At 60.5% G+C, this 23,426-nt stretch carries 22 protein-coding genes; 10 read left to right on the top strand and 12 right to left on the bottom strand.

Annotated features, from left to right (window positions below; genetic code table 11):
• Positions 1-20: 20 nt before the first annotated feature.
• From QP915_RS10040 to serS, 4 genes are all read right to left on the bottom strand, one after another.
• A complete protein-coding gene (locus tag QP915_RS10040; protein ID WP_284769240.1) occupies positions 21-758 on the bottom strand; it encodes an MIP/aquaporin family protein in 738 nt (245 codons plus the stop codon).
• Positions 759-761: 3 nt separating this feature from the next.
• Positions 762-2,486: a glycerol-3-phosphate dehydrogenase/oxidase gene (locus QP915_RS10045; RefSeq protein WP_284769241.1), complete on the bottom strand. Its 1,725-nt coding sequence runs from the start codon at positions 2,484-2,486 to the stop codon at positions 762-764.
• A gap of 297 nt (positions 2,487-2,783) precedes the next feature.
• Positions 2,784-4,397 carry a lysophospholipid acyltransferase family protein gene (locus QP915_RS10050; protein ID WP_502869332.1) on the bottom strand — a complete coding sequence of 538 codons (1,614 nt, stop codon included), beginning with the start codon at positions 4,395-4,397 and terminating at the stop codon, positions 2,784-2,786.
• Between the two features lie 23 nt (positions 4,398-4,420).
• Positions 4,421-5,677, bottom strand: a complete 1,257-nt coding sequence (gene serS / locus QP915_RS10055) for a serine--tRNA ligase (protein ID WP_150850412.1) — start codon at positions 5,675-5,677, stop codon at positions 4,421-4,423.
• A 65-nt stretch (positions 5,678-5,742) separates the two neighbouring features.
• On the opposite strand from serS, the gene QP915_RS10060 reads away from it, so the two are divergent.
• Genes QP915_RS10060 through QP915_RS10070 form a run of 3 tightly spaced genes read left to right on the top strand, consistent with a single transcriptional unit; the run spans position 5,743 to position 7,949 of the window.
• Positions 5,743-6,492 (top strand): GntR family transcriptional regulator, encoded by a 750-nt coding sequence (locus tag QP915_RS10060; protein ID WP_005325388.1) that lies wholly within the window; start codon positions 5,743-5,745, stop codon positions 6,490-6,492.
• Positions 6,493-6,528: 36 nt separating this feature from the next.
• Positions 6,529-7,602 carry a septum formation family protein gene (locus QP915_RS10065; protein WP_284769243.1) on the top strand — a complete coding sequence of 358 codons (1,074 nt, stop codon included), beginning with the start codon at positions 6,529-6,531 and terminating at the stop codon, positions 7,600-7,602.
• Positions 7,602-7,949, top strand: coding sequence for a metallopeptidase family protein (locus QP915_RS10070; RefSeq protein WP_049377520.1), 348 nt, complete (start codon positions 7,602-7,604; stop codon positions 7,947-7,949). The genes QP915_RS10065 and QP915_RS10070 overlap by 1 nt, the downstream gene beginning before the upstream one ends.
• Here QP915_RS10070 and QP915_RS10075 read toward each other — a convergent pair.
• Positions 7,946-8,599, bottom strand: coding sequence for a histidine phosphatase family protein (locus QP915_RS10075; protein WP_284769244.1), 654 nt, complete (start codon positions 8,597-8,599; stop codon positions 7,946-7,948). The genes QP915_RS10070 and QP915_RS10075 overlap by 4 nt on opposite strands.
• 9 nt (positions 8,600-8,608) lie before the next feature.
• Positions 8,609-9,505 carry a prephenate dehydratase gene (gene pheA, locus QP915_RS10080; protein ID WP_200435628.1) on the bottom strand — a complete coding sequence of 299 codons (897 nt, stop codon included), beginning with the start codon at positions 9,503-9,505 and terminating at the stop codon, positions 8,609-8,611.
• A 33-nt stretch (positions 9,506-9,538) separates the two neighbouring features.
• Between pheA and QP915_RS10085 the strand changes: the two genes are divergently transcribed.
• The 3 genes from QP915_RS10085 to QP915_RS10095 all read left to right on the top strand — a co-directional run bounded on the left by QP915_RS10085 (position 9,539) and on the right by QP915_RS10095 (position 12,671).
• A complete protein-coding gene (locus QP915_RS10085) occupies positions 9,539-10,675 on the top strand; it encodes an amidase (RefSeq protein WP_284769245.1) in 1,137 nt (378 codons plus the stop codon).
• Positions 10,672-11,370: a CPBP family intramembrane glutamic endopeptidase gene (locus tag QP915_RS10090; RefSeq protein ID WP_284769246.1), complete on the top strand. Its 699-nt coding sequence runs from the start codon at positions 10,672-10,674 to the stop codon at positions 11,368-11,370. The genes QP915_RS10085 and QP915_RS10090 overlap by 4 nt, the downstream gene beginning before the upstream one ends.
• A gap of 62 nt (positions 11,371-11,432) precedes the next feature.
• On the top strand, positions 11,433-12,671 hold the full coding sequence (locus QP915_RS10095; RefSeq protein ID WP_284769247.1) for an LCP family protein: 1,239 nt from the start codon (positions 11,433-11,435) through the stop codon (positions 12,669-12,671).
• Positions 12,672-12,722: 51 nt separating this feature from the next.
• On the opposite strand, the gene QP915_RS10100 is transcribed toward QP915_RS10095, so the two are convergent.
• From QP915_RS10100 to QP915_RS10110, 3 genes are read right to left on the bottom strand one after another with little or no spacing between them, the layout of a single operon-like run.
• Entirely contained in the window at positions 12,723-13,643 is a 921-nt protein-coding gene (locus tag QP915_RS10100; RefSeq protein WP_284769248.1) for a DUF5926 family protein, read from the bottom strand.
• A gap of 20 nt (positions 13,644-13,663) precedes the next feature.
• On the bottom strand, positions 13,664-14,368 hold the full coding sequence (locus tag QP915_RS10105) for a glycerophosphodiester phosphodiesterase family protein (RefSeq protein ID WP_284769249.1): 705 nt from the start codon (positions 14,366-14,368) through the stop codon (positions 13,664-13,666).
• Entirely contained in the window at positions 14,368-15,315 is a 948-nt protein-coding gene (locus QP915_RS10110; RefSeq protein WP_225746279.1) for an L-lactate dehydrogenase, read from the bottom strand. Before QP915_RS10110 ends, QP915_RS10105 begins: the two co-directional genes overlap by 1 nt.
• Before the next feature lie 87 nt (positions 15,316-15,402).
• Here QP915_RS10110 and QP915_RS10115 point away from each other — a divergent pair, with 87 nt between their 5' ends.
• Positions 15,403-17,145: an alpha/beta-hydrolase family protein gene (locus tag QP915_RS10115; RefSeq protein ID WP_284769250.1), complete on the top strand. Its 1,743-nt coding sequence runs from the start codon at positions 15,403-15,405 to the stop codon at positions 17,143-17,145.
• On the opposite strand, the gene msrA is transcribed toward QP915_RS10115, so the two are convergent.
• Positions 17,142-17,789, bottom strand: a complete 648-nt coding sequence (gene msrA / locus QP915_RS10120; protein ID WP_179387157.1) for a peptide-methionine (S)-S-oxide reductase MsrA — start codon at positions 17,787-17,789, stop codon at positions 17,142-17,144. The two genes, QP915_RS10115 and msrA, sit on opposite strands and share 4 nt — an antisense overlap.
• Before the next feature lie 163 nt (positions 17,790-17,952).
• Between msrA and QP915_RS10125 the strand changes: the two genes are divergently transcribed.
• Entirely contained in the window at positions 17,953-18,555 is a 603-nt protein-coding gene (locus tag QP915_RS10125; protein ID WP_005325362.1) for a superoxide dismutase, read from the top strand.
• A 42-nt stretch (positions 18,556-18,597) separates the two neighbouring features.
• Here QP915_RS10125 and QP915_RS10130 read toward each other — a convergent pair whose 3' ends face one another.
• Positions 18,598-19,452 (bottom strand): LysR family transcriptional regulator, encoded by an 855-nt coding sequence (locus tag QP915_RS10130; RefSeq protein WP_239278631.1) that lies wholly within the window; start codon positions 19,450-19,452, stop codon positions 18,598-18,600.
• 71 nt (positions 19,453-19,523) lie between these two features.
• On the opposite strand from QP915_RS10130, the gene QP915_RS10135 reads away from it, so the two are divergent.
• Positions 19,524-20,675 carry an MFS transporter gene (locus tag QP915_RS10135; RefSeq protein WP_284769251.1) on the top strand — a complete coding sequence of 384 codons (1,152 nt, stop codon included), beginning with the start codon at positions 19,524-19,526 and terminating at the stop codon, positions 20,673-20,675.
• Positions 20,676-20,685: 10 nt separating this feature from the next.
• Positions 20,686-21,984 (top strand): copper oxidase, encoded by a 1,299-nt coding sequence (locus QP915_RS10140; RefSeq protein ID WP_284767270.1) that lies wholly within the window; start codon positions 20,686-20,688, stop codon positions 21,982-21,984.
• Here QP915_RS10140 and QP915_RS10145 read toward each other — a convergent pair.
• Positions 21,971-23,404, bottom strand: coding sequence for a TM0106 family RecB-like putative nuclease (locus QP915_RS10145; protein ID WP_284769252.1), 1,434 nt, complete (start codon positions 23,402-23,404; stop codon positions 21,971-21,973). The two genes, QP915_RS10140 and QP915_RS10145, sit on opposite strands and share 14 nt — an antisense overlap.
• Positions 23,405-23,426: the final 22 nt, after the last annotated feature.

The raw sequence follows: 23,426 nt of genomic DNA on the forward strand, positions 1-23,426 counted from the left end.
TCTCCTATACGAAGATGAAATTAGAGCGCAACGGACAACAGGCCAACGGCTACGGCCGCGACCAATGGGGCTACGATGGGGACCCAAGCATAGCCCCAGTTCGCGCTGCCTTTGTCCTGGATGGGCAAGATGAATGCATAAGCAATTCGCGGGCCCAGGTCACGGACCGGATTGATGGCATAACCCGTAGGTGTACCCAGGGACAGGCCGACCGACACCACAACGAAAGCAACAGCAAAGTAGCTCATTGGGCCAAGCTCGCCGCCGGTGGGGCCGAAGGCGATGAACATCAACAGCACGCAGGTGGCGATGAACTCCGTCACCGCATTCCAGCCGTTCTTAGGATGTGCCGGCTTGGTAAAGAAGATACCGTTGGTGTCCTTATTGGCGCCGGTGACGTTTCCGGCGTCGTCGTAATTATTGGCGTCGAAAAGCTGCTTAAAGGCAGCCCACGCCAGAATGGCACCGAGGATAGCGCCAAGGATCTGGCCCAGTAAGTAGTACGGCACCAGAGACCACTCGAGCGAGCCATTGACGGCCAACATTACGGTGACGGCGGGGTTAAGGTGCCCGCCCGTGGGATCGGCCACGCTCGCGCCGACGAAGACCGCCATGCCCCAGCCCAAGGCAATAACTATCCAATCGGAGCCGCGTGCGCCAGAGGTGCGCAGGTTTACCAGCGCACATACGCCGTTGCCTAGAAGGAGCAGCAACGCAGTGCCGATAAACTCCCACAGGAATGCATCAAATCCGGTCATAACTTATACCTCGTTTTGGGTGGGTCGGGCGGATCCTGCGCGCACCAAAATGTCATTGGCTTCGCGGTCAGTTACCGCAGCTTCTGCTTCAAGTTCGGCCTGCGTGTGGGCCTTGAATTGGGATACCTCGCGCTCCTTGTCGGAGTCGCTCCAGCCCAGCAGCGGTGCCACAAAATCAGCAACGGCCGGGGCGGCGTTCACACCGCGGTCGCCGAACTCGATGGCGATGCGCAGGCGGCGGGACAGGATGTCTTCCAAGTGCAATGCACCCTCGTGGGTGACGGCGTAGCGGACCTCGGCCCACAAGTAGGACTCGGCACCAGGAACTGGCTCGAGCAAGGAGGCGTCCTCCACTGCCGGTGCCAAAACCTCACCCAGCAGGGAGCCATAGCGGCCGAGCAGGTGCTCAATGAACTTCTCGCTCAGGTTGTAGCGACGAGCCAAGGATGGGACCTGGTTGGCCAAGGCGTGGTAGCCGGCGGCGCCCAGGATCGGGGTTTGCTCGGTGATAGACTCCGGGACCTTGGTATCCAGCTCCTCCACTGCCAGGTCCACGGCATCCTTACCGATGACGCGGTACGTGGTGTACTTACCGCCGGCAACAGAAACCATACCTGGGGCCACGCGCGCAACCGCGTGGTTACGGGAAAGATTGGTGGTGGAATCGGACTTGCCGGACAACAGCGGGCGCAGACCGGAGTAGACGCCCACGATGTCATCGCGGGTGATCTTGCGGCGCACGCGCTGGTTAACCTGATCCAAGATGTAGTCAATATCGGACTTGGTTGGTGCCGGATCTGGCAAGGAGAGGCCCTTTTCCCAATCGGTATCGGTGGTACCGATAATCCAGTACTCGCCCCACGGGATAACGAAGAGAACGGACTTTTCGGTGACGAAGCACAGGGCTGCCTCTGCATCGAGCGCATCCTTCGGCACGACGATGTGCACGCCCTTGGAGGCGTGAACGGTGAACTTGCCCTCCACGCCGGCCATCTCTTGAATCTTGTCATTCCACACACCGGTGGCGTTGATAAAGACCTTGCCGCGCACGGTGGTCTCGCGGCCGGTGGCGGTATCGCGTACCTTGGCGCCTACGATGCGGCCGCCGCGGTCCTTGTCAAAGCCAACGACCTCGGTATTGGTACGTACATCGGCGCCATACTCGGCGGCGGTACGCAGCACGGTCATGGTGTGGCGGGCGTCATCAACCAACGTGTCGTAGTAGCGCACGCCGCCCACAATGGCATCGTCCTTCAGACCCGGGGTCACCTTCAGCACGCCCTTGCGGGTGAGGTGCTTCTGCATTGGGACGCTCTTCGATCCACCCATGAGGTCATAAAGAGTAAAGCCACCGAACATCATCACGCGCTCCCATACGTGGTGGGTCAACGGGAAGATAAACTTCAGCGGCTTCACCAGGTGGGGTGCCAGGGTGGACATGTTCAGCTCGCGCTCCTTGAGGGACTCTGCCACTAGGCGGAAGTCAAACATGGCCAGGTAGCGCAGGCCACCGTGGAACATCTTGGAAGAACGGGAAGAGGTACCTGCGGCGAAGTCGCGCGCCTCAATGACGGCGGTCTTGAGGCCACGGGTAGCGGCGTCCGCTGCCGCACCGGCGCCTACGGAACCGCCGCCGATGATGACTACGTCGTATTCCTCATCCGCGTACCCATTCCATAGATTTTCAAAGTATTCGGGGTTAAAGGATTGGTTGCTTTGCTGGGTCATTGCTGACCGCATCTCCTTCCTTGGTGCTTGCATGTGCCTGCGCCATAAATCCATGAATGAGATGGCAAAAGCACAGCTAAAAGCAGTTAAATTGTGGTTTCGGTGGAAAGATTCGCACCGTGGCTGCAGAGACTTTATCTCCTGAAATCTATGTTAGGGGTCACGGGCGCGAGTTACACATGTGGTTACTCACACGTAAGTTTCAGGCTCGTAAGCAGTCAGTTTTCCTAAAATACTTAGACATTCAAAAAGAAAAACACCCCCTCACGGGGGTGTAAAGCGGACGGAAAGCCCGCGCTATTTCTGCGCTAACCGCGCCATTGCTTCAAGCACTTCGGACATTCCGGCTTTCTCGGCAGAATAAGTGACCGCCTGGGCACCCTTAACCACCTCAATAGGGGCAGTTTCCAAAGCCACTACCGACATCCAGTCGAGGAAACCCTCATCCCCTTGCTCGTTAGCAAAGACCAAAACTTCTTCCGGCTTAGCTTGCAGATCCTCGAGGATGCGCTCCACGCCTTGTACCGCGGTCGCGGCAGTGACGGACAGTGCAGCGGTATCAAGACGCGGCTGCACAGCACCCTCATCAAGGACAACGCTCCACACGGCTTGCGGAACATCCACCTCACCGGCGGGTGATATCACAATCAGGACTTCGGCCGCCGGGTAAATATCTGCCAAAGCCTTGTGCAATCGCGGAGTCAGCGCGCCATCTTCCCAATTCAGCGCGCTGCTCTGCGCCACCACCACGCGGGGTATAGAAGAGAATTGCGCCTTCACGCGGTGCGGCAAGCGCGAGACGATAAGCCGGGATTGGGTAGCTGCCGCCAAAAGGCCCTGCTCTGCTACGGAACCGGCCCATATCTCCTTGCTGCTGGCCGCGATGGACGCTTGGGTTTGCGCGACCTCCGACTTCAGCTGCGCCATGACATCCGCGACCTTATCGCGACCTTCATCCAAGCCGCGGGTTGCCTCTTCTACCACGGCGTTGAGGTTGTTCTTGATCCACTCCAGGGTCTCCGGAGCGGTACGCGCCTTATTCTTTGGCTCCTCCCCGTCTTTTCCCTTGGCGGCGGCCATGTGGTTGCGCACCAAGTCAACCGTAGTAACGGAGACGCGTTCTTTGAGGCCCACTAGATCGTCGCGCAGTCGGCGTACGCGGTGGCGTTCGGTTTCCACTTCAGCATCGCGGGCTTCTGCCTCTTCAAGGGTAGGGGCCCCTCCACCTTTACGGGCGGGCACCCAGTATTCACCGGCAGGCATGGGCCCAAATTCGGCTTCGTACTGCTCCCATAGCCCTTCCAACGCCTCTTGCATGCGGCGTCGAATCTCCGCGGTGTCAGCCTCCGCATCGCCGGTGGGATAGTACGGTTCGAGGGCGGTAATAAAGACAGGGGTCTTGGTCCGTCCCAGGTTCTTTTTGTGCCCCTTGGTCCACAGGCGCTGCGAACCAAAAATGACCTGTGGGATTACTGGCACCCCCGCCTCATAGGCAATGCGGGAGGCGCCACTTTTCATGCTGCGGATTTCAAAGCTGCGGGAAATTGTGCCTTCAGAAAACACGCCCACGAGCTCGCCGTCCTTGGCCAGCTGTACCGCCTGGCGGAAGGAGGTGCTGCCATCGATACGGTCAACTGGCACATGGTGCATGGCCTTTAACAACGGACCTGCCACTGGGGCTTTAAAGATTCCAGCTTTGGCCAGGAAACGTACGAGACGCTTCTTGCGATAGGCCAAAAAGGCGCCGAAAAGGAAATCCATGTAGCCGGTGTGGTTGCAGACCAACACCGCGCCGCCCTTATCGGGGATATTTTCTTCCCCCGAAAGGCGCATTTTTAACCCCTGTGCCAGAGTCACCCCCCTGCCAATGTGGGTGATCTGGCGGTACAGGAAATTCGTCGCAGCGTTCATAACTCTCCAGGACGACGGCGGACTTACTGCGGGGTCAGGACATCCTTGCCCACGAACGGGCGCAGGGCCTCAGGGACAACGACGGAGCCGTCGGCCTGCTGGTGGTTTTCCAGAATGGCGACGAGCCAGCGGGTAGTCGCCAGCGTGCCGTTCAGGGTAGCTGCGGTCTGGGTCTTGCCGTTCTCGTCGCGGTAGCGGGTGGACAGGCGGCGAGCCTGGAAGGTAGTGCAGTTCGAGGTGGAGGTCAGCTCACGGTAGGTGCCTTGGGTGGGAACCCAAGCCTCATTGTCGAACTTACGGGCCGCCGAAGAACCGAGGTCGCCACCGGCAATATCGATGGTGCGGTAAGGCAGTTCCATGGCTGCAAGCATGTCCTTTTCCATGGACAGAAGGCGCTGGTGCATTTCTTCCGCGTCCTCCGGCTTGCAGTAGACAAACATCTCCAGCTTGTCGAATTGGTGGACGCGCAGGATGCCGCGAGTGTCCTTACCGTGGGAGCCAGCCTCACGGCGGAAGCAGGAGGACCAGCCGGCATACTGCAGCGGGCCATTGGAGAGGTCGATGATCTCATCCTTGTGGTAACCAGCAAGGGCCACCTCAGAGGTACCGACCAGGTACATATCGTCGGCCGGCAGGTAGTAAATCTCATCGGAGTGCTGGCCCAAGAAACCAGTGCCGGACATAATGTCTGGGCGAACCAGAACTGGCGGGATCATCAGCTTGAAGCCAGCTTCGCGCGCCTTCTGCGCCGCGAGCATCAGCATTCCCAGCTGCAGGAAGGCGCCATCGCCAGTGAGGTAGTAGAAACGAGCGCCGCCTACCTTGGCGCCACGCTTGACGTCGATAAGGCCGAGGGACTCACCCAACTCAAGGTGATCCTTTGGCTCGAAGTCGAACTCAGGAATCTGGCCGACTTCTTCGACCACTACGAAGTCATCTTCACCGCCGGCCGGGGCACCTTCGACCACGTTATCGAGCTTGTACTGCAGCTCTTCCACCTTGGCTTCAGCGGCAGACTGTGCCTCTTCCGCCTCCTTGACCTTGGCCTTCAGCTCATTAGAGCCCTCCAGCAGTGCCGGACGCTCCTCCGGGGAGGCTTGGCCAATCTTCTTGCCAAAAGCCTTCTGCTCGGAGCGCAGTTCGTCGGCCTTTTGGATAGCAGCGCGGCGCTGCTCATCAGCTTCCAAAAGCTGGTCTACGAGGGAGGGATCCTCACCTCGGTTCACCTGGGAAGCACGGACAACGTCAGGGTTTTCGCGGAGTAGCTTGAGATCAATCACGAATGTAAGTTTAGCGTATTGGCAACACCTTGCGGTGGTAATAACCAGCGAATTATGATGGCTTTATGTCCGCCGTTCAGCTCCCCGCCCGCACAATTACGGACGGTCCCGTTCCAAAACACACCCAATTGCACGATATCCTCGAAGAATTGTGCCGCACGACCCTCAAACCCGGCGATATCCTGCCCGGCGAGAGGCTTCTTGAAGAAACCTATGGCGTGTCACGAATCACGGTCCGCCGCGCCATCGGGGATCTTGTCGCGGCCGGAAAATTGCGCCGCGTCCGCGGTAAGGGCACCTTCGTAGCGCCCAATCCCTTGGTCTCCCGGCTCCACCTGGCCTCATTCTCGGATGAGATGGGCGCACAAGACGTCACCGCCTCCTCCAAAATCCTTACCAGCGGACGCAGCAGCGCCCCGGAGGATGCCGCCCTCTTTTTTGATACTCCTGCCCAAACCGAACATATTCACCTGCGCCGCCTGCGCTTGGGCGATGGCGAGCCCTACTCCATTGATGACGGCTGGTATAACTCCACGTATGCGCCCAGCCTGCTAGAAAATGACACCTACAATTCGGTCTACGCCATCCTCGACTCCGTCTTTAACGTCCCCATCACCGATGCGGATCAAACGGTCTCGGCGATTTCAGCCGATGCGGACACTGCTCCGCTTCTCGACGTCCCCGTGGGCACCCCACTGCTACACATCGTGCGCTACTCCCGCTCGGGCGATAGGCCGGTGGAGTGGTGTTCCTCCGTCTACCGCACCGACCGCTACCGGCTGACTACCCGGGTGGCTAGGGAGAACAGTATCTAGCCAGCACCCTGCTTAACAGGTAAGATTAAAGGCCTTATGAAGAAATCACCTGCGTGGCGTTCCGCTGTGGCCGTCCAGATTGTCTTGATTGCGGCAATCGCGGCGGCCGTTTTCATGGGCATCTATGGCGTTATCAGCTCCCACAAATCGGGCGGCGAAGACACTACCGCTGCCCAGCAGCACAATAGCGGGGATACTTCAGAAACCGCCGCTCCTAAACCGGAGCCCTTCACCGCTGCGGCCGCCGGCGCTTGCTTGACGTGGGACATCGCCCAGGATGGCTCCGCCACTGGGTTCAAGGAAGTACCGTGCTCTGAACAGCACCGCTTCGAGGTTTCCAAGACCGAAGACCTGAGCGTCTACCCCACCAGCGAATTCGGCCCTGATGCCAACCGCCCAGCGCTTACCCGCCAACACCAATTGCGCGATGAGCTGTGCGAATCCGCCACTGTGGGCTACCTGCACGGTAAGTGGGATCCGAATGGTAAGTACGATGTGGCGTCCATTCTGCCGCCGCAGTCCGCCTGGGATCGCGGCGATCGCACCTTGCTGTGCGGCCTGCAAACCACCGATGATCACGGCGTACCACAGCTTACTACCGGCAACGTCGAGGCCTCCGAGCAAGCAAACCTCGCCAAGCCGGGCGAGTGCTTGGCCATCGATGACAAGCAGGTTCCGCACGTCGTTGACTGCGCTAAGCCCCACCAGATGGAGACCGTTTCCGTCATCGATGTGGGCAAGCAGTTCCCTGACGGCTACCCGGACGGCAAGGATATGGACAAGTTCCTATCCGATACGTGTACCGCTGCCACCGAGGACTACCTTGGCGGCGAGGAGCAGCTCTACCAGTCCACGCTGCAACCATTCTGGGGCTCTATCACCGAGGCCTCGTGGAATGGCGGCACCAAGTCCGTCAATTGCTCCCTTGTGCATGCCCGCGAAGGCGGCGGTTTCTCTGCCATCACCGGTTCCGCTACCGGTGGCCGCCAAGCGCTGACTATCGACGGCCAACCGCCGGAGGAACGCCCCGAGCGCAATCCACTGCGTGAGGACAAGGACAAGAGCCCGGCACCCGAGTCTGCCGCCCCCGCCCCGGCCCCAGCGCCCTAATGGTGGAGGTATCGGAAGAGCGCTTCGATGAGATGGTCAACGAGGCGCTGGATCAAGTCCCCGAGGAATTCGTGCGCCGCATGCGCAACCTCGTCATTTTGGTCGAAGATGAAAACCCCGATAACCCTATGTTGCTAGGGCTCTACGAGGGCGTGGCACTGCCCCACCGCACCTTCGATCACACCGGTTTCCTGCCCGATGCGATCTTCATTTACCGCAACACGCTGCAGCGCTGGTCCGGCAGCGAGGAAGAATTAGCAGAGCAGGTCAAAGTCACCGTATTCCACGAACTCGGCCATTACTTTGGCCTCGAGGAAGAGGAGCTGCACCGCTTGGGCTGGGGCTAGAGCTCCGTATCCGCCCACCGGGTCAACGTCCACTCACCAAAGTCCTTGCCGCGCGGTTCCATCACCATAAAGCGGCAATTGGCCAGGTAGCCGGTATAGGCAAAGTCGGCGTCAACACCCGTGGCGTGTTTGGTGACCACGCGGATGGCGGCGCCGTGGCTGACAAGGATGACATCGTGGTCGTCGGCAAGCTGCTCCGCAATGCCCTCCAGCACCGGCTGGTAGCGCGCCAGCACATCATCCAAGGTCTCGCCGCCTTCCATCCCGGCGCCGCGCTCGCCATCGCACCAGCCACGCATGGCCATCATGTGCGACCTATGGGCATCCTCGCTACCGTCCATCTCCCAGTCACCGGCGAAAATTTCGTGCACGCCGGCAATTACGTCAACCCGCTGGGAAAATTCCGGCATGCCGCGCTCCTGCTCAAAGGCGCGTGCCGCCAGCATCGCGGTCTGCTGAGCGCGCAGGGCAATGGAGCATTTAAATTCCACCTCGCGCTCGCCCACCAACTGCGCTAGCTCACGGCCTACCTCCGTAGCTTGGTCGCGCCCGCGCTCGGTAAGCTCTGCCCCGGGCGGGCGGGTATCGAGGAAGCGGGAAATATTGGAATAGGTCTGGCCGTGGCGCAGCAGGATAATTCTTCCGGGCATGCTTCTAGATTATTGGCCCCTGCGTGCCCGCGCTACCCAATCATCCGCCGCTGCCAGATCGCGCGGTGGCTTGCCCGCGGGCGTTGCCGCCGGCCAGGAGCCAAGGAAAAGCAAGTCCTCTGCCCGCAACCACAAGGCCCGCAGCGCCTCTGCCACCGGTTGATCGTCAATGTGCCCGATGAGGTCCACGTAGAAGCGGTACGTACCAAAGGCCTCCCGCGTGGGGCGCGACTCAATCCGGGACAGGTCCACCCCGCGGTGCGCAAAGTCCTGCAACGCCCCCACCAGGCTGCCCGGTTCATTTGGCAGGGTGAAGATGACGCTGGTGCGGTCCTGGCCCGTTCGCGCAGTGGGTTTTCCCGGACGCCCCACCAGGACAAAGCGCGTTGCGGCACCCTCAACATCCGCCACGCTCTGGGCGATGGTCTCCAGGCCGAAGATCTCGGCGGCCCGCGCCGGCGCTGCGGCCGCATCCGCTTCCCCACGGGCTACAGCCTCGGCCGCCGCAGCATTGGAACTGGCCGGCACGAACTCTGCCTCCGGCAGATTGTCTTTTACCCAACCGCGGATTTGCTGGAACGCCACCGGGTGGGTGCTCAGCCGCGCAATGTCACCCGCGCCTTGCCGGGTCATGATGCTAAAGGCCACGGGGATATCCACCTCGCGGTAAATCTGCACCGGTTCGGCTTCAACCAGCGCATCAAAGGTGGTGGTGACCGCACCATCGACGGAATTTTCAATGGCTACACAGGCGTACTCGGCGTGCCCGGCGCGCACGGCGGCCACGGCCTCCGAAGGCGAGCCAACCGGCATGGTCTCTACCTGCGGCAGGTGCGCGGCAAACTTATGCACGGCGGCTTCCGTGAAGGTTCCGGCTGGCCCCAGGAAGGCGATGGTGGTAGTCATGCACGTCACCTTAGCCCACTAGACTGGTGCCCCATGGACTTTTCCGTAGAACAACTCCGCGCGGATCTGCACGGTCTTGCCCCCGAGGAACACGGTTTCACCTACCTGGATGTAGACCGCGAGCCCTCCGGCCGAGGCCGGCTGACCGGCTGGGTCCTCTCCGCTAAGGATCTCTGCGATGTCCGCGGCATGCCTACTACCTTGGGAAATGTCGATCGCACCTACTACCCCGAGCGCAGCGATGCCTTTATTGAAGCCTTGGAGAAGCAGGGTGCGCGCATCATCGGTAAATCCTCCACCCCGGAGTTGGGTCTGCGCGTAGATACGGAACCAGTAGGCCTGCCCCATCCCTATAATCCCCTCTATCCCGGCTGCACTCCGGGTGGTTCCTCTGGCGGTGCGGCGGTACAGGTCGCGCGGGGGTTGCTGCGCGCGGCGCACGCCAGCGATGGCGGCGGTTCCATCCGAGTGCCGGCCGCGGCCTGCGGCGTGGTGGGCTTTAAACCGGCAGGTGATGAACTGGGTGTGCAGGGCTTTATCACCCGGACCGTGGCCGATAATGCCTTTCTGCATGGCCACCGAATGATCACCCCGCGCGCCCGCATTGGTCTGCTGGTAGAGCCGCTGTTTTGTGATGCCAACGTCGATGCCCACCACCTGCGCGCCGCCCGCGAGGCCGCCCAACGCCTACAGGCAGCCGGCTTCACCGTGGTGCCCATTTCCCCGTATCCGCAGGCCCGAGCTACCTTTGCACATTTCCGCACGACCTTTACCTCCCGCCTGGCGGGGCTTAACCCGGCGGCGGGCTATGCGGAGTGGATTGCTCAACAGGGCCGGCGCGTGAGCGCCGCTGAGCTGGCCGCGGCGCGGGCGCATGTCCGGCAGCTACCTGGCTTGCTGGCCCAGGAATGGGGCGTCGATGCCATCCTCACCCCAATGCTCACCACGGACCCGCCGCGTAGTGGTTCTTTCCTGTCCCTGCCCCATGCGGAGAATTTCGCGGCCCAGACCCGGTGGTCTCCGTGGGGTTCCCTCTTCAACATGGCCCGCCTGCCAGCCATTTCCGTGCCATGGGCCGTTCCCAATCACCCGCCAGTAGGCGTGCACCTAGGAGGCATTACGCTTTCCGACGCCGCCCTGCTCGGCCTCGCCCACATCCTCCACCCATGACCAAGTCCTTACGCGCCGAGCTGCTCATCGTCCTCACCCTCACCTTTGGCATTTCCGGGGTGCGGGCGGTGTTGAACCTCATCAATTCCCTGGCCGCACCGCAGCGGCTCGACGAGCAATCGGTCACACTCAACTCCAGCCAATCCTCCCTTGCCTGGGTGGATATGGGACTGCAGCTGTGCTCGGCCGCCGTGCTCTTTTCCTATGGAGCCTTAGCGCTTTTCCTGCTGGCCAAGGACCGCATAGTGCCCCGTGCCCACCGCGCCCGCGACTGGCTAGAAGGCGCAGGGCTTGCCGCCCTCATTGGCATCCCGGGGCTCGCCCTGTATGTCGCGGCGGTGCAATTGGGGTGGAGCAAGGAGGTCCTCCCCGGCGACTTCGCCAATGCTTGGGTGGAAATCCCCGTTTCCCTCCTCAAGGCCGCTGCCAACGCCTTCGCGGAGGAAACCGTGGTAGTGATGTGGCTTATGACGCGCTTGCGCCAGGCCCGCTGGTCGCTGCCAGCAGCGCTGGCCGCCAGCTCCATTCTCCGCGGTTCTTACCACCTCTACCAGGGAGTTTCCGCTGGCTTTGGCAATATCATCATGGGTTTAATTTACGGCTATTACTACCACCGCACGGGGCGGGTATGGCCTTTGGTCATAGCGCATTTTCTTATCGACGCCATCGCTTTCGTGGGTTATTCCTTCCTGTGAAAATGCCCGTAGGGGACGTCGCGAAGCAGGCGTTGCTCCCTGCTCCTTGTAAGGTATAGCGCATGACTGAATCAGGACGAGATCCGCATCGGGAGGCCCGCCGCGCCGGCGACGACTCCTCCACTGAATTCGTCCTTGGGGCCGATGGACGTCCCCTCAAGGATCGATACGGCCGCCCCATTCGACGCCGTTCCTCCGCCCGCCCAACGCCGCGGCGCGAGGAACCCGAGCAACAATCTTTCCGCGCTCCGCAGCCACAGCAACAGCCCCCGCGCCGCACTCCGCCGCCAACACCGAGCCGCTACCCCAGCCAGTACCGCGCGCAGCAGCGCCCGCCTCGTCGTACCGAGCCGCGCCCGGCGCCCCGGCAGCGCCCACACAGCCGCCGCAAGAAGGTCAATCCGGCCAAGCGCGCCCTCGGGTGCGTTGGCTTGGCGCTCGTTGTCCTACTGGTATTCAACCTCGTCTTCATGTTCTGGACCGATGCCCGCCTCACCCGCGTGGAGGCGCTGCCAGAAGAACAAGTGTCTAATACCGCCGGCACCAATTGGTTGCTCGTCGGCTCCGATTCCCGCCAAGGCCTCAGCGAGGAGCAGCAGGCTGAGCTCGGCACCGGTGGTGATGTGGGTGAGGGCCGCACCGATACCATCATGCTGCTGCACATCCCTCGTACCGGCAAGGCCAAGCTCGTTTCCATCCCACGCGATAGCTACGTGGAAGTCCCCGGTTTTGGCATGGACAAGATCAATGCCGCCTTTACCTACGGTGGACCGCAGCTGCTTACCCAAACCATCGAAGGCACGACCGGTCTGCACATCGACCACTATGCCGAGATCGGTATGGGTGGCCTAGCTAATGTGGTCGACTCCGTCGGCGGCGTAGACGTATGCGTGAAGGAACCCATCAATGACCCGCTGGCCGGCATTGATCTCCAAGATGGCTGCCAGAAGCTCAAGGGCCGCGACGCCCTCGGTTACGTGCGCACCCGCGCCACCGCCATGGGTGACCTTGACCGCGTGCAGCGACAGCGCGAATTCTTCTCCGCATTGCTGGATAAGGTTGCTTCCCCGGCCACCCTGATTAACCCATTCCGCGCCTTCTCCTTGGTCAACCACACCGCCTCCTCGTTCATCGTGGGTGAGGGCGACCACGTCTGGCACCTCGCCCGCGTAGCACTAGCCATGGGCTCCGGTGTAGACACAGAGACCGTCCCCATCGGCGGTTTCCAAGATACCGAGGTAGGCAACGTCGTCCTCTGGGACGATGAAGCAGCCGCCGGGTTGTGGGATTCTCTCAAATAGCGATCAAAAAATAGCCCTTCCTCTACTGGGGGAAGGGCCATTTTCCTGTCTTTAGCGCAGGGTCACCTGGCGGGACTTGATGTTTTCTAGCTGCTTGCGCTCATCGGCGTTCAGCTGGGCATTATTAGAAATTTCTTCCTCCAAGGCCTTGTCCACGCGGGTGAGGTGGTCCTCATAAGAAGCGTGGTCAACCTCTGGATCCAAGTCGAAAACCGGAGCGATGAGACCGTGGGTGCGGAAAACACCGGCGAACTTGGTGCCCTCGCCCAAGTTCAGCTCGCCGCGGGCGGCGACGCGCGCCAGTGCGTTCAGGAATGCGGATTCATCGTCATTCGGGCGGACCCAACGGATGTGGGCCTTGCCGCCGCCGGCATTTGCCCAAAAGGCCGCACCGGTAATGTTCTCGCCCACCTGATAGGACTCAATGACGGAATCATTAGCGGCGCGTAGCGACTGTGCAATCTGCGGGGTGACCTGTGCTCCCTCCGGAATCCACCATTCGAAGTCCTGGTGAACCTGCACGTCGAGGGTAGCAGAGGAATCGATAAGCTCCTCCAACTTCGGCTCCGAACCGTCAGCCGCGGTGGATTCCAGGGTGGCGCCCGGCTCATTATTCTTCACCCAGTTAAGGGCAAAGGCGAGGTCGCGACCCGGGTTGTGGGTATGGGACTGCACCTGCAGGCCCACGAAGGCATCGCCGCCAAATTCGGTGTCCCGAATAAGCGCAGCAGAAGCACCCGGCAGGACGGTGGCTACATACACGTTCTTATCGCAGCCTGTAACGTCAAGCTTGGCAAAAGCGGAGGGGACGAACTCCTGCATGGCGACCAGGGAGGCCTCCGCAGCAAGTCCGCCGTAGGGGCGGGGGTCCTTTTCCAGGGCGGCGCGCTCCTTGGCGCGGGCAGCGAGCTTTGCCTGGCGGCGGGACATGCCCTCAGGCAGCTGTTCCTTGTTCTTTTTCTTCTTGGCCATGCCTCCAAGATACCTGCTCACTAGAGCTCAATGGCATGTAGGGCCACTTCGGGTTGATTGGTGGCAAGCATATCCACTCCATTAGCCCACGCCCACTTCATATCCTCCGGCTTGTCTACGGTCCACAGGTAGGTAGGCAATCCCTGCGCTCCGATAATCGCTGGACGCAGCTTCGCGCGCAGCAACGATACGCCGAGCGCGGTGGGCTTGGACAGCATTACATCGGGACGGTTGACATGGCGCTCCCAATCGCGACGAAGATAAATCCGGTCCATGTGCGGCGCCAAGTTCTGCATGCGGCGGATGGCGTGGTGGGAAAAGGAAATGACGTGGATCCGGGGGTCGTCGAAAAGCCCCGCATAACGCAGGCGCAGCACCGTTTGCTCCTCCAGGATGTCACCTTGCCCGGAGGGGTGCTTGGTCTCGATATAAAGGTGGTGCGGTGTGCCCTGAAGTAGTTCCAAGAGTTCGTCGAGAAGCATCATGCGCTGGCCCGAACCGATGTCAACGCCGCGCAATTCTTCCCAGTCCATCTTGGAAATGCGGCCGAGGCGCCCCGCGGTGCGGTCCAACGTGGGATCATGCTGAACCACTACTTTTCCATCGCGCGTCAAGCGCACATCGCACTCGACGCCGTGAATTGGCAAATCTAGGGCTTTTTCAAAAGCTAGAGGGGACAGCTCCGGATATTTTCCGGAGTATCCCCTATGAGCGACAATCTTCACTAGCCGAAGAACTCTTCCTTGATGTCATTCAGGGTCTTGGCAGAAGCATCGAAACGCTCCTTTTCGTGCTCATTGAGCTGCAGCTCAATCGCGCGCACGATGCCGGAGCGGTTGATGATGGCAGCGGTACCGATGTAGAGATCCTCTACACCATACTCCCCCTGCAGGTAAGCAGATACTGGCAGCGCCACGTCCTGGTTCTGGATGACGGCGGCGGTGATACGGGCCAGGCCCATGCCGATACCGAAGGAAGTGGAGCCCTTAGCGTCAATGATGGAGTAGGCGGCATCGCGGGTGTCTTCGAAGATCTTCTCGATGCGCTCTGCATACTCCGGATCCGTATCCAGTTTCTTGGACATCGGGACACCTGCGATATTCGCGGTGGAGATGGCTGGCAGCTCGGAATCGCCGTGCTCGCCCACGATGTAGGCGTGTACGGACTTCGGTGCAACATCTTCCAGCTCGCCCAGCATGTAGCGGAAACGAGCGGAGTCCAGCACAGTGCCGGAGCCGATGACACGCTTGTGGTCTAGGCCGGAAGCCTTCCACACGGCGTAGGTCAGGATGTCCACTGGGTTGGAGGCAACCAAGAAGATGCCATCAAAGTCATTCGCCATGACATCGGAGACGATGCTGTTCATGATCTTGACGTTCTTGCCCACCAGGTCCAGGCGGGTCTCACCCGGCTTCTGTGCGGCACCGGCGCAAATGACGACCATATCGGCGTCTGCGCAATCGGCGTAGGTGCCCTTGGTGACGCGGGTGCGGGTGGGGGCCCAGACAACACCGTGGTTGAGGTCCATGACGTTGCCCTCTAGCTTCTTTTCATCGATATCGATGATTGCCAAGTGGTCAACGATGCTTTGGTTGATGAGAGCGAAGGCGTAAGCGACTCCCACATCGCCGGCACCAATGAGAACTACTTTGTTTCCTACATGATTTGCCATGACCCCATTGTGCAACTCTTTGAAGATTTTTGCACGGGCTAAATCTCACACTGAAAATCCCACCGAAATCTGGGATAATCGGGCATTATGAAACGCGCACTCCGCCGCGCTGCACTAATCGCTCTTGGCGTAGCCGCGGATCTCACGCCCATCGTCCGTATGACCAGCCGGCAAACCTTACCACCCAATATGTCGGCTGGAATTTTGGGTGCGGAATTAGCTACGTGGGCTGCTGTTTCGCCCTCCTTACTTCCCCGCCCGTGGTGGGTGACCGCTGCCAACGTGGCAATCGGGCAGGGCATTGGGCATCTAGGTGCGGCGTCAACAAGCTTCGTGCTCAATAGCATTGGCAAGCGCCCGCAGGACCGCCTCGGCCCACAACATCGACAAATTATGCACCTTGCTATTGGCGCCGGGACTGCATTTAATGCCGTGCTTTCGCTGCGCAACCAGAAAAAGCAGGCGGAGTTGGTCAATAAGCAGCTCGTGCGCGGTCCCGCCACGGCGGCCATCGGCTTGGCCGCGGGCACCGCGGGCTACGGCACTCTCCTACTCATCGGGGAGGCCACGCAGCTTGCCGTCACTAAACTGTCACGCCAGCTAGGCCGGTGGGTGCCTGCACTCGTTGCTTGGCCGGTGGTTACCGCGGGACTGAGCCTCACGACGTTTGCACTTTCTGACCGCGTGGTCTTTCGACGTTGGCTACGCTCGCTATCGCACCAAGCGCAGCGAATAAACAAGCAGATTTTCCCTGGCACCTCCATACCCTGGGAGCCGGAGCGCTCCGGCAGCCCATGGTCGCTCGAGCCGTGGTCGGCGTTGGGACAACAGGGACGCCGCTTTGTCTCCAACGGCCCGCGCGCCCGCGATATCCGCACAGTGACGGGAACCGATGCAAAGGAACCCATCCGTATCTACGCCGGATACATACCAGGGCGCTCTTTCCAACAATCCGCGGAAAAGATCCGCGCCGAACTCGAACGCACCGGTGCCCTGCGGCGCGAAACTATCGTCATCCAAATGCCCGCCGGCTCGGGATGGATCAATAACTGGGGTGCGTGCTCCTATGAGTTTTTGACCGGCGGTGATTGCGTCACCGTCACAATGCAGTATTCCTACCTGCCTTCGGTTTTTTCCTACCTCGTGGATAAGAATGCCCCGAAGCAAGCGGCCCGCGAATTGATTCGGGTGGTACAAGAAGAAATAGATAGGCTGCCTAAAGAAAACCGTCCGCGGCTTTATTTCGCAGGTGAATCGCTTGGCGCCTACGCCATTATGGATAACTACCATAATGCGGAAGACCTACTTTCTGCGTGCAATGGCGCGGTCTTTTCTGGGCCTCCGCGCATGACACACTTTACCCAGCGCCTGCGCCGGGATATTGGTTCCCTAGAACGCCTGCCCGTTATCGATGGCGGCAAGCATGTGCGCTACGCGGCGGCCCCTGACCATACGCTGCACGACGCCTTTGGCAATGACTACGCCCACACCTGGCGCCGCCCCCGCATGCTCATTGCCCAGCACGCTTCCGACGCCATCGTGTGGTGGGATCTCAACCTTCTCGTGCGCAGGCCCACCTGGATTCATGAACCGCAGCCGGAATCGCTGCACGCGGATACCTTCCGGCAGCTGCATTGGGTTCCGTTCATTACCTGGTGGCAAATTGGCTTGGACCAGATCAATTCCCTCAACGTCCCTGGCGGGCACGGACACAACTATTTTGAGGAAATGCTCTGGTATTGGGATGAGGTCTTAGGATCCCAATCCCGCCAATCGCTCACGCCGAAGTTGGCCAAGAAAATTGCCCGCTTTATCCGGCGCGACGCTTAGTCGCATTTCACCCCAGTACTGTGGTGCGGACAGTACCCATTAGGAACCTTATATAGGTACTGCTGATGCTCATCCTCAGCCAGGTAGTACTCCCCAGAATCAGTTTCGGAGAGGAGTTTGACCTCCGTGGTGGTATCCCCGAATCCGAATTCCTTGAGTTTCTCTGCATAGGAATCCACGATGCCCTGGATTTCTGCGCGCTCTTCCTCCGTGCGTGGGTAGAAAGCAGAGCGGTATTGCGTTCCTACATCATTGCCTTGGCGAAAACCCTGAGTGGGATCGTGCGCTTCTAAGGCCTGTACGACAAGATCGCGCAGGCTGATGCGCTGCGGGTCATAGACCACCTCCACCGCCTCGGCATGGTTGGTCAACCCACGGCACACCTCGTAATACGTGGGATTCGGAGTGGTACCGCCTGCATAGCCCACCGAGGTGGACTCCACGCCTTCGGTCTCCCAAAACATCTTCTCCGCGCCCCAGAAACATCCCAACGCAATAAGAATGGACCGCTGCCCGTCCTTCCACGGTCCGGTAATCGGTGTTCCTAGAACGGCGTGCGGGGCGGGGGCTAGGATTGGCTCGGATCGACCCGGCAGAGCCTCGTCTGCAGTCACGAGCTTGGGCTCCGGCTTAAACATCCACATGAGGTATAGCTCCTTCCTTATTCCTTCTTCCCAACTTTGTACTGCGAAAAGCGATTCCGCGGCCAGTTAATATTCGCGCTAGTTCCACAATTCGAATTAATCATGGCGAAATCTTTCCACCGTGCCTATCATCGGACACGTACCCGAAGAAAGGATTTAACAAATGGCTGTTTACGAACTTCCTGACCTCCCATACGCATTCGACGCACTGGAGCCACACATCTCCGCAGAGATCATGGAGCTCCACCACGATAAGCACCACGCAACCTACGTTGCTGGCGCTAACGCTGCACTCGAGGCACTCGAGGAAGAGCGCAACGGTGAGGCTAACCCGGATCGCATCCGCGCCCTCTCCAAGAACTTGGCATTTAACCTGGGTGGCCACACCAACCACTCCATCTTCTGGAAGAACCTGTCCCCGAACGGTGGCGGCGAGCCAACCGGCGAGCTGGCAGAGGCCATCAACCGCGACTTCGGCTCCTTTGAGAAGTTCAAGGCTCACTTCTCCGCTGCTGCTACCTCGCTGCAGGGCTCCGGCTGGGCCGTTCTGGGCTACGACCACATTGCTGGCCGCCTCATCATCGAGCAGCTGACTGACCAGCAGGGTAATACCTCCATCAACTTCACCCCGCTGCTGATGCTGGATATGTGGGAGCACGCTTTCTACCTGCAGTACAAGAACGTTAAGGCTGACTACGTTAAGGCCGTATGGAACGTCTTCAACTGGGATGACGTTGCTGAGCGCTTCGCTGCAGCCACCAAGTAACTCCTTTTAGTTACTTCGGCCGCCCCTTCGGGGCGGCTTTTTCTATGCCCGGATAAACTCCCGGAATTGCTGCACTGGGGGTGCGTCGTCCCCGGCGCGCCACACTAAACCGAGCTCGCGGTACGCTGGCGGCGTGAGGGGAATCAAGCTCCCCACCTGTAGATAAGGGTCATCCAGCGGCAAAAGTGCCACCCCGAGTCCTGCCGCTACCAGCCCCGCAACGGTAGTAAGTTCCATCGACTCGAAGACGAGGTGGGGGCTAAAGCCAGCGTCGTCCGCGAGGGCATCGAGAAGCATGCGCGTGCCATAGCCTGGGAGCATGCCGATGAACGGTTCTGCAGCGAATTCCGCTAGTTCCACCTCCCGCCGGTTCGCTGCCCAGTGACCCTCCGGCACCGCAAGGCCTAGTCGCTGTACCTTAATTTGGTGCCAGCCCAGAGCTGCATCAGGCCGCGGGCCCACGAGGGCAAGGTCAGATTCGCCGTTTTCCACCCTGCTCACCAGCTCCTGCGCCGCGCCTTGATGCAGGCGAATATCCACGTGCGGGTGCTGCGCGCGATAGCTCTTGAGCAGGTCCGGAACCAACCAGGTTCCCAGCGAGTGCATGAAATCTAGGCGCACGGTGCCGCGTTCTGGATCCATGAGGCGGGCAACATCGTCCCGCCCTACTTGGTAGGCGCGGAGCATTTCCCGCCCAGCCGCAGCGAAAGCCCTCCCACGCGAATTCACGTGTAGGGTGCGCCCAGTGCGCTCGAAAAGGCGGGCGCCAAGACTAGCTTCTACGCGCTGTACGCGGCGGGTCAGCGCGGATTGGGAGATCCCCAGTTCATCGGCCGCAGCACCCACGCGACCATGATCCACCACGGCGAGGAAGCCGCGAACATCCTCCACATTCATGCATACTCCGCATCGATTAGCGTAATTTTCCACATTTTACACATGCTGCATGGCCAGGCAGGCTAAATAGCATGACTCGAACGCGGCGCGCTACGGTAGCCATGCTCCTGGTGGGCTTGGCTATTTTCTCCAGCCTGTATTCCACCCAAGCCATTCTTCCCACGCTGGTAGACAACATGGGCCTTTCTTCCACCGAGGCGGCCATGACCGTATCGGCCGCCACGGGCGCGCTGGCCCTATGCGTGGTGCCCGCATCCATCCTCTCCGAGCGTTTCGGTCGCGGACGTATCCTGCTCATTTCGGCCGTTGCCGCGACCGGCGTGGGGCTCATTGTTCCCTCCGCCCAAGAGGGGTGGCAGCTCATCGTGGTACGCGGCCTGCAGGGTGCGCTGCTGTCCGGCGCCCCCGCCACGGCAATGGCATGGCTTTCTGAAGAACTCGATGACAAAGCCCTGCCGCGCGCAATGGGCCTCTACATTGCAGGCACCTCCGTCGGTGGCCTTACCGGCCGCCTCATTCCCACCGGGCTGGTGGAGATTTCCACCTGGCGCTGGGCGCTCTTCGGCTCGGCGCTGGTTTCACTCGCCTTCGCCATTACGTCTTGGTTACTGCTTCCCGCCCAACGCAATTTCCGGTCTAAATCCATCCATCTCAAGACCGAAAGCCGGGCGCTCTTGGGCCATTGGGCCAACCGGGATTTGACCTTGCTCTTTCTCACCGCATTCCTGTCCATGGGCACGTTTGTCTCCATGTATAACTTCTTAACCTTCCGGCTCATCGATGATTTTGGTCTGGCCCCTTCGCTAGCCGGCTTGGCTTTCCTGTTCTACCTTTCTGGCACCTGGTCCTCGGCTCGGGCTGGAGCGCTGGTGGCGCGAATCGGCCACGGGAAAACCCTGTGCGGCTCGGCTGCACTTTTTACTGTGGGCATCGCGTTCTGCGCCGGTAACCTTCCGCTGACGCTTCTCGGAATGATCGCCTTTACCGTGGGCTTTTTCGCCGTACACTCCACCGCCTCCGGGTGGGTGGGCCAGATCGCCACCCATGACCGCGCGGAGGCCTCCTCGATGTACGTGTTCTGCTATTACTTTGGCTCTTCTGTGGTGGGCGCGTGTGCCGGCTTGCTTTTCGACGCCCTATCGTGGCCCCTTTTCATTGCCTTCTTCACCGCCGTAGCCCTCGCCCTTACTGCGCTGACTTGGACCAAGATTAAATCCGGCTAAAATCGGTTTTATGCCTGAGAATAAGTGGTCGGCGCGGACATGGCACCGCAAGGCCTCCCGTCCCGTATCCCTATGGATGATGGTTTTCATCCTCGTGGGTGCAACGCATACCTTGGTCCCGAACTACCGGTGGGTACTCATCCACCTCTTCACCCTCGGACTGGTAAGCAATAGCATCATCGTGTGGTCCCAGCACCTCACGGAGAAATTCACCCAACAGCGCCTCCCCGAGTCTGCCCGCCCTACCCAATTAGCCCGCATCTACGGCCTCAATGCCGGAATCATCCTCGTGTTAATCGGCCAAATCCTCATGGAGTTCTGGTCCCAACACTGGATTGTCACCCAGGTGGGCGCCACGCTCATTGCACTGATAATGCTCTGGCATGCGGTATCGCTCTTCCAGCAATGGCGCGGTGCCAAAGATAAGCGCTTCCGCCCCGTAGTGGGCGCCTATGTACTTTCCGCCCTGTGCCTGCCGGTGGGTGCCATCTTTGGCGGGCTGCTGGCCGTTTATCCCGGACATCCCACACTCCTGCTTGCCCATATAGCTGCCAATATCGGAGGATTCATCGGCTTGGCCGCGGCCGGTTCTCTCACCATCCTTTTCCCCTCCATCTGGCGGACCCAAGGTATTAATCGCCACATGCACTCCTCCTTTGCACTGCTCGCAGTCGGTGTGGTTGCCACCATCGGGGGCGCTTTCCTCGGCTTCCCCGAGTTGGGACTTATCGCCTACTGCTGCGGTTGGGCGCTGAGCTTGCAGCAGTGGCTCGCTAATGTGCTGACGGTGGCTAAGGACCCGCGCGATCGCATCACCTTTGCCTCGGTCTCCGTGCTCATGGCCTCGCTATGGCTGGTGCTGTCTTTGGTGTATTACACGGTGCAGCATTTCTTTATGCCCGAGCCGGCGCTGCCCACCCTCGCCTTGCTGGTGGGGTTTGCCGGTCAACTGCTCATCGGCGTGATGAGCTACCTCTTGCCCAGCACCATGGGTGGCGGCCCCGCTGCCGTCCGGGCGGGCTTGCAGCAACTGGACAAACTCGGCCTCCTGCGCGCCACCTTCGTCAACGGCGGGCTGCTCATCTGGATCGGCACCGATATTTCCCTGCTTAAGGTGGTCGCCTCCCTCTTATGCATCCTGTCCCTGGCGGTCTACCCCGTGCTCATCGCCCGGGCGGTCAAGGCCCAAAAGCAGGTCTTGATGAAGAAGGCGGAGGGTCCGGATCCGAAGCCGGGGCCAGAATGGAACCAGGTCTATGCGGGCATAGCGATCCTCGCGGTCATCTACGCCATATTTACAGCGCTGTAGTACCCGGCGCGCCGGCATCCATCCACTCGCGAACCGCGCGGGTGGCCTGGACATCGCCGGAGTTATAGTCCAGCAAGCGCTGCCGCGCCACGAGGTCACCGGCTAGCGCCTCGCGACGCGCGTTCACGGATTCTTCGCCGTCGAAGTCTTCTTCTGGCCAGGTAAACCCCGCTTCTGGGGCGACTACCTTTAGGCCTAGGCCGAAGGGACCGGCGAAGGATCTTTTGACGTGGGCGAACATATCCACCCACTCCGGTGAGGAGATAAACTCTTCTACTTCCCGCTCATCCACCTCGCGGAAACGCTGCGCGGACATGCGCATCCAATGGTTCTCACCGTGAGACGAGTAGCAATATGCAGCAAATGTTTTGCCCTCCGCATGGGCCTTAGCACGCACATCCATCAACCAGCGCCAGAACGCCGCAAAGTTCTCTGCCTCGGCGCGCCCGCCCAACGGCTCCCACGTAACGAACGGGACGTAGTTACCGTCGTGCCAGGCTCCCCATAGGTACGCGCCCTGGTCCAGGTAAGCTTCCATATCCACGTCCACCTCCACGTCTGCGCGCGGAGCGTGCACGTCGCCGCGGCGCAGCAACACCTCCCCGGCGCGCCAGGCAGCAGCAAGGCGGGAAGGTTCGCCCAGGTCGGCGTCGATAAGCGCCTGCACGGTAGTAATCCCGCGCTCGCGGTAAGGCTTAGCACGATCGCCGGATAGGAAAAGCGAAATATCATCCGCTGCCACCAGCTCCTGCTCGCACAAAGACCAAAAGCGGCAGCTCGCGCACTCCTTAACCCGCACCGGCGCGGTAGGAAGCGGCTGATTCCAGGCGCGTTCCAGATCAAACTTCGCTGTTTCCGTAAAAAATGCCCGCGTGCGGTCCTGCCCGATGGCCCCGCCCCGGCCGGAATCGAGTCCGAGATCCCGCAAAGCACGGGCGGCAAACGCTAAGCGGTAACCATCTACCGCATGATGGCGCAGCTTATACGGCGCCTCAAGCGGCTCACTCAGGCCCAAGCGATGGGTAGGCACCGCCGGTGTCGTCTTGGTGTCATTCTTGCGGGCCACACGGTGATTAGACACGATAATTGGGGTGTACTTATCACCCTCGCGCAGCAGCAAATCTATGCGCACCATCCACTCCTCGGTGGCGAAGACCGCGTTGGTGATGTGCGTATACCCGGAAGCTAAGGCCTCAAGGGTGCGCATGGAGCGCTCCCACTCATCACCTTCCAGATCTATGCGGCGAAACCTGCCAGAGCCCTTGCGGGGAAACATCTGCATGACGGCCTCCGCTGCGGCCGCGTGGCGTTCCGCCCGGGCAATCGAGGCATGGGTACGCGGCATCTCGGGGTGCGCGCGCCGCTGCACTAAGCGGTAGCGGCACCCCACAAGATCCGAAGCAACAACCACATCCTCCACACCGGGTGAGCTTAATAGAACG

This window comes from Corynebacterium sp. MSK158 (assembly GCF_030229085.1).
Classification (GTDB): domain Bacteria; phylum Actinomycetota; class Actinomycetes; order Mycobacteriales; family Mycobacteriaceae; genus Corynebacterium.